General features: G+C 46.8%; 4 protein-coding genes. All 4 read right to left on the bottom strand.

Annotated features, from left to right (window positions below):
• The coding region (locus QUB70_RS32845) for a helix-turn-helix domain-containing protein (RefSeq protein WP_442927863.1) at positions 1-68 on the bottom strand (68 nt) is incomplete at its 3' end.
• Positions 69-255: 187 nt separating this feature from the next.
• A complete protein-coding gene (locus QUB70_RS32130) occupies positions 256-891 on the bottom strand; it encodes a hypothetical protein (protein WP_332985851.1) in 636 nt (211 codons plus the stop codon).
• The gene (locus QUB70_RS32125) at positions 884-1,438 is read right to left on the bottom strand and encodes an Npun_F5560 family protein (RefSeq protein ID WP_332985850.1); all 555 of its coding nucleotides are present in this window, start codon (positions 1,436-1,438) and stop codon (positions 884-886) included. Before QUB70_RS32125 ends, QUB70_RS32130 begins: the two co-directional genes overlap by 8 nt.
• 509 nt (positions 1,439-1,947) lie before the next feature.
• A complete protein-coding gene (locus QUB70_RS32120) occupies positions 1,948-2,559 on the bottom strand; it encodes a class II aldolase/adducin family protein (protein WP_332985848.1) in 612 nt (203 codons plus the stop codon).
• Positions 2,560-3,143: the final 584 nt, after the last annotated feature.

Raw genomic sequence — 3,143 nt, 5'->3', positions numbered from 1 at the left:
AAAGACTTTGCCAGCAAGACCTCTTGCTCACTTGTGGGATATATTCTGTACTTGTAGGCTTTGTACATTTATCAAGATTGCCAAATACTGATAAAATAATGATACCGCACACAAACGATACTGATTCGCTGTCGCTCAAGTTGCTTTTTGGTTCATTCTCATCCCGGCGCTCACCTCCGGAGGTGAGCGCGGGACTTCCCATTTACGTTAGTTAAAATTAGATCCCGAGTTTAAATCTCAAGTTTCCCAGAGACTTCAAGCAACCGCAGAGCTAATTTGAATATCATAAATAGGTTGATTTGTCAAGCAATACCAATGACAAACAAATAAATCCGGCACTTGAACGCCAACAGAAGCGATCGCAGGTGCAGCCGGAAAAGGCCAAAGTCTATCGAAACAAATCCTTTCCCCTACAAACCCGAACTGCATCAAATAAGTCGCCGGGGGCGCATTTAAAAGATTCAGCAAGCGGTAAGCCAACTCGTACAACTGCTGCCGCCAAACATCCGACAAATGCACCGGTTGAGAGTAACTCAACTCACCAGACAACTTAATCGCCTCAGCATACAGCGGCCCCTTTGCCGTCAACACCACAGGCAGCCAAAAATTGCCCTCGCCGACGGGAAAAAGCAACTCCTGAGCCACTCGATCGCGCGCCGCCGAAACATTGCCACAAAATCGAAACACGTATTGAGCCGGAAAAACCAGATTTTCTGGCAGATCCAGCGTCAAAGGACAAACGATCGCCTCACCCGGAGCGATCGCGCCAGAATTGAGTTCCGAAACCCCACAGATATTGACTTCAGTTAAAGGATCGGATTGAGCGATCGCCGCCTTGAGACTTGCGGCCGGACTTTTCTCACCACCCACCACAATCAAAACCTTAGACATTGCCAAAGCTCGGCATTTGAATGCCCCGATCGTCCTCAACATCGACACTAGGCAGATCCAGGCCCTTAGCCTTGCGGCTCCGCACAGCGAGACGGTAAGTTACGCTTTGCAACTCAGTGTGCAACTGGCGGTTTTCCTTTTGCAGTTGATCTAATTTTTCCTTAATTGGCTCGATCCGTTCGGCAAACTTCTGGCGGTAAACCCCCGGCAATTCCTGAACCACCTGTTCCAGCATCCGAGAGCGATCGGTCAATTCCTGCACCGACTGCCGCAGTTGGTAAACCTCAGCATCCCGCTCCGCGATTTGTTCCTGATAAAAACCCACCTGTTCTTCAACAGCTTGCAGTTGTTCCCGCATCGCCTGCATTTGAGCTTGGTGGCGATCGGAAACTTCCGGCGCCGGCACAAAATTCGTATTTCCCTTCACCAGTCTGAAAAGTTCTTGAGACAACTGCTGCACCAATTGGTCGCGCATTTGCAGCTCTTCGGTGAGACGAGATACCTCTGATTGCAGTTCTTTTGAGCTTACAAGTTTAGTTGGATTCATCAGAAATATGGGTTAGAAACCCCGTCCTTTTAGGACGGCTTTACATTGAGTTAAAACTTTTGTGGGGTGGAGGGGTATGGTTGCCCCTCCAGCGAGGTATGGTTGCCTCAATCTCCTTTCGGAGTAAAGTTAGCTTGTCGGTCAATGTTTAGTGAGCTTGTTAGGCTGAAAGCACTGTCCCAGTGACCTTAGAACTGTTTAACCTTCAGCGACAGAGCAAGGAACTAGCTACGCATTCCAGGGTGTCGTGACTCAAAAAACGTAGTCAGTTAAGACTTAGGCCCGTCAGAACGGCTTGTCAGATTTCTCTTTCAAGCCTCATGCCTTCAGGCTGAGGTTCCTGACAATCACTCTCAGCTTTTACGATTGAATATAGTATATATCTGCTATTTAGAATATCTTTCCATTACCACAGAGGCAAGAGGCACTTGGCAATTTTTGAGTTGGTTGCGAGAGTTTTATGCTCGATCTTTGCAACTACCCAGGCGATGGATCGACCGTTTTAGAGCTCAGCGGTCAAACCTAATCTCATTAATCGCAGCCGAGAGCACTTTGCCAGCTTCGTCCAAGGTGCTGCCAAAACATATAATTCCGTCCTCGTGACCGGCCATCGCCAGAATTTTGCGATCGGCCAAATTCTCCTCCTCAAAAAGTCTAAACATTTCTAAGGCCATTTGAGGAGTGCCGTAAGGTATTTCTTTTCTAGTAGTAGGAATCTTAAACAGCAGTTGCTGCCATAATTGAGGGTTGTGGACGTGAATTATCCCGCCCACATCGAAAGCGTGAAGGTACAGCGCAGCGTGAGTCAAGGACTCCGACGAAGCTGGTACGGGCCCCCGGCAGCCGAGGTAATTTTGTTCTAAGTTAAATTCGGTGACAGTACAGTAGGATTCAGGCCCCAGAGCACTCAAGTGTGCAGTCTGGGTGCCCGAAATCACGAACTGGCAAGAATTGCCGAGCCTGACGCTGACATTCCCAAACCCTATGCCATTTTCGTAGACGGCAATTAATCCCCAAGCGTGGAGCCGATCGCGCCAGTGCATCAAATCTGCTATGTCCCCGGCAGCTACAGGAGCTGCCTCTTTCCAATCACAGCGGTACTTAACGACTCCTTCATCCATTCATTTTCTTTTTCTATCGCGTACACCACAGACAAGTCCCACGCACAGGCTCTACCGAAGTTCTCAAAGCTTTTTTGACCTGCTACCGAATGTAGAGAGTGCATGAGTGCCTTGAATAGTCTACATTCCAGTGTCGCCGTAATTGGCGATCGACATTAGCAAAAAGTAAACTACGAAAGAAGAACCAATTATTCCAAATATCATGGTTTAGCCTCAATTGATGATTGCAAAAGTTGAATATGAAAATGTACGCTTTCAGCCTGGGAGTTTAATTCTAGGCTCTTGCCCATCGAGTTTCTTACGTGAAACTACATAAAATCCCTAAACAAGTTATTACTCAATACTACCGCATTTATACTGAGGTGGCACACCCCCTAACAAGTATTTAACGAGAAAGTAGCCCTTTATCCAGGAATTTAGGTAAAAGCAACCGTACATTTACTGATTTTTATGATTATACACATATTTCAGCGACCTGAACAGAAAAATAAAATATTTTTTAGCCAAATAGCTGGTAAAACTATAGTCATTTATTGCAATGACATGGGAGGCGTCAGCCCTCCCCTTTCTGTTTTACTTTGAGC

The organism is Microcoleus sp. A003_D6 (assembly GCF_036702825.1).
Classification (GTDB): Bacteria; Cyanobacteriota; Cyanobacteriia; order Cyanobacteriales; family Microcoleaceae; genus Microcoleus.
This window is presented reverse-complemented; position numbering and strand designations above follow the sequence as displayed.